The following is a 2,578-nucleotide window of genomic DNA, read 5'->3' as shown; positions in this document are numbered from 1 at the left end:
TGCATGTTCCGGCCCATTCCGATCACCCATTTCGGTTCAATCCGATCACTGATTTCGGTCTAATCCGATCGCCTATTTCGGTTTTATCCGATCAAAAATGACGTTTTTCCGAAATCACTGATCGGAATCCCGAAATCTTCTTCTTTTTCTCACTAAATCAATTGGTAAGCTCATCTTCATAACTTTATTGAAGGAACGAGCAGCCATGGCGAGAAAGAGAACCGATATGAGAAAGATTAAAGACGTCCTGCGTCTCAAATTCGAAGTAGGATTAAGCCATCGAGACATCGGCCAATGCTTAAGTCTTGGCCCTTCAACCGTGAGTGAAATACTCTCGCGCTTTAAATCCAGTGATTTATCGTGGCCGTTGCCAGAAGCAATAAGCGATAAAACGCTCGAAGCACATTTGTATAGCACTGGTCCCGTTCAGCGCCAGAAACGGCTGCCTGACTTTATGCTTATGCAGCAAGAGTTGAAGCGCAAAGGCATGACCAAGCTGTTGCTGTGGGAAGAGTATTGCACCGAGGATAGTACGTCAGCCTACGGTTACACGCAGTTCTGCGAGCACTATCAGCGGTGGCTTAAAAAGCAGAAACGCAGTATGCGTCAGCACCACATCGCGGGCGATAAGTTGTTTATTGACTACTGCGGACCAACGGTACCTATCATCAATCCTGATACGGGCGAAGTTCGTTATCACGCACAAATCTTTGTTGCGACCTTAGGCGCGACTAATTACACCTACGTTGAAGCAGGTCGTTCTCAGCGTGAGGAAGACTGGATAATGGCGCACGTAAGAACGTTCCGCCATCTTGGCGGTGTCCCCCGTTTGCTTGTGCCGGATAACCTGAAATCGGCCGTTACCAAAGCCCATCGTTATGCTCCCACGCTGAACGAAAACTACGCCAAAATGGCGCGGCATTATGGCTGTGCCATTGTGCCTGCACGCCCATATAAACCGAAGGATAAAGCCAAAGCAGAAAATGCGGTGCTGATTGTTGAGCGTTGGATATTAATGCGATTACGACGTGAGTGCTTCTACACCTTAGCCAGTCTAAATGCACGGATTAAAGTGTTAATGGCAGAGTTAAATAATCGGCCACAACGCTTACATCCAGGCTCTCGTAGTGAACAGTTTGAACTGCTCGATAAGCCTGCCTTAATGCCATTACCTGGCACCACGTATGAGTACATCGACAGTAAACGGGCGAAGGTAGGGCCGGATTACCATGTGCTGTACCAAAAGCATGCTTACTCTGTACCGCACACCTTAGTGGGCAACACGGTGACCATAGAGGCAAGTGGCAGTGTGGTTAGCATCTATCATCACAACCAACTGGTGACACAGCACGCTAAATCATCAAAAGACGGCAGCTTCTCAACCCAGAAAGAGCATATGCCTAACAGCCATGTAAAACAGCGCTTCAGTGCAGAGCGCTTACTGCATTGGGCTGAGAATATCGGTGTGGGTACGCGCGGTGTAGTGCAGTGGCACATCCATAGTCGTAAACACCCAGAGCAAGCGATTAAGAGCTGCCTGGCCATTTTAAATCTTACTAAACAGCATGGTGCTGCGCGACTCGAAGCGGCTTGCCAAAAGGCGTTGCTGCTAGAACGTCCGCACAGAAGCGTTGTAATGAACTTACTCAAACATCATCAAGAAAGCATACCGAGCACCGCTGTTGAGCAGGATGAGCAGCCTGTTACCCACAACAATATCCGCGGCCAACATTACTATCAATAGGAAAACCCATGACACAATCTCAATTACAAGAGCAACTACGTAGCTTACGGCTTGGGCACTTCGCTCAAGCGTTACAGCAACAACAAAGCCAAGCGACAACTTACGACGAGATGAGCTTCGAAGAGCGCTTAGGATTGCTGGCACAGCATGAAATCCATTGTCGGCAAGACAGCAAAGTAAAGCGTTTACTGCGCCAGGCAACCTTGCGCTTAGAGGCTCATGCCAGCCGATTGGAATACCGTGCAGAGCGCGGTCTACGCAAAGATAAAGTCGCCACACTGCTGTGCGGCCACTACTTGCATCACGCCCATAACATTATCATCACCGGTGCAACGGGGTGCGGTAAAACCTATCTTGCGTGTGCACTCGCCAGACAAGCCTGTGAACAACATCATACGGTGCGATATTACCGACTTGGGCAGCTTCTTGATGAACTGAATATCGGCCACGCCGATGGCAGTTACCGACAACAGCTTGCACAACTAGCGAAGAAAAAGCTGCTCATCCTGGACGACTGGGGAATGGAAAAACTCAGCGCACGTCAGGCTAATGACTTACTTGATGTGATGGAAGAGCGATACCAAAACTCCAGTACCATTATCGCCAGCCAGTTACCCGTTACCGAATGGTACAAACTCATCAGTAACCCCACTGTAGCCGATGCATTACTCGACCGTTTATTGCACAACAGTCATCGAATTGAACTGGCTGGTGAATCGATGAGAAAACTAGACCAATCCGATCACTTACGGTAAAACTGGCAGGGACGAAAAAGAAGAAGAAAAAGCGATCGGATAAAACCGAAACGACCGATCGGATTCACCGAAATACGCA

General features: G+C 48.6%; 2 protein-coding genes. Both read left to right on the top strand.

What is annotated here, in order from left to right:
- Positions 1–205: 205 nt before the first annotated feature.
- On the top strand, positions 206–1,744 hold the full coding sequence (gene istA, locus MHN02_RS21275; RefSeq protein ID WP_239247945.1) for an IS21 family transposase: 1,539 nt from the start codon (positions 206–208) through the stop codon (positions 1,742–1,744).
- An 8-nt stretch (positions 1,745–1,752) separates the two neighbouring features.
- Complete coding sequence (gene istB / locus MHN02_RS21270) at positions 1,753–2,499, top strand: IS21-like element helper ATPase IstB (protein ID WP_053103831.1); 747 nt, start codon at positions 1,753–1,755, stop codon at positions 2,497–2,499.
- The last annotated feature ends 79 nt before the right edge of the window (positions 2,500–2,578 follow it).

Origin of the sequence: Alteromonas sp. CNT1-28, assembly GCF_022348345.1 — a bacterium.
GTDB lineage: Bacteria > Pseudomonadota > Gammaproteobacteria > Enterobacterales > Alteromonadaceae > Alteromonas > Alteromonas macleodii.
Note: the sequence above shows the minus strand (reverse complement) of the source record. Positions and strands in the feature narration are given on the sequence as shown.

Bases quoted from the DNA above. Each gene is read 5' to 3' on its own strand.
- istA (WP_239247945.1), top strand. From the start codon at position 206: ATGGCGAGAAAGAGAACCGATATGAGAAAGATTAAAGACGTCCTGCGT.
- istB (WP_053103831.1), top strand. From the start codon at position 1,753: ATGACACAATCTCAATTACAAGAGCAACTACGTAGCTTACGGCTTGGG.